This window comes from Plebeiibacterium sediminum (assembly GCF_026013605.1).
Taxonomy (GTDB): domain Bacteria; phylum Bacteroidota; class Bacteroidia; order Bacteroidales; family Marinilabiliaceae; genus Saccharicrinis; species Saccharicrinis sediminus.
On the sequence record NZ_JAPDPJ010000340.1, the window covers coordinates 1 to 413 of the forward strand.

Consider the following 413-nt stretch of genomic DNA (forward strand, 5'->3'; position numbering starts at 1 on the left):
ATAGCACATTCTCCTTTATTGTATAATGCTTTGCAAATACTTCGAGTTGAGTAAACTGTTCTATAAGTTTTTTATGCAGGTCAGTATTGTCGGTTTCCTTCACAAATTTCTTGAAAAAAGGGCGGATTTTATCTAAAAGAACCTCCATTTCATGATTATTCTGTTCTAATACATCTAGGAATGAATCCGCTTTGGGTTCAACTCTTACAAAATCACGTATAGGAACATGGAATATATTCAGGACTTTGTTCGTAAGGACTTTTATATCCTCCATTTTGTACCCTTGTTTTATAATCTCATCGAAAAGAGTGATAAAATGGTTCTTCGTCAATTTTGGGGAATTAATCATCCATATTGAGATAACAAAACCTTTCGTCGGAGCATCTCAAAGCTCGCTCTACCATACATCTGTC

At 34.6% G+C, this 413-nt stretch carries 1 protein-coding gene; it reads right to left on the reverse strand.

The features are described from left to right. Nucleotides 1-331 (reverse strand): hypothetical protein (locus tag OM075_RS25715; RefSeq protein ID WP_301193405.1); only part of this gene is annotated, 331 nt, incomplete at its 3' end. Nucleotides 332-413: the final 82 nt, after the last annotated feature.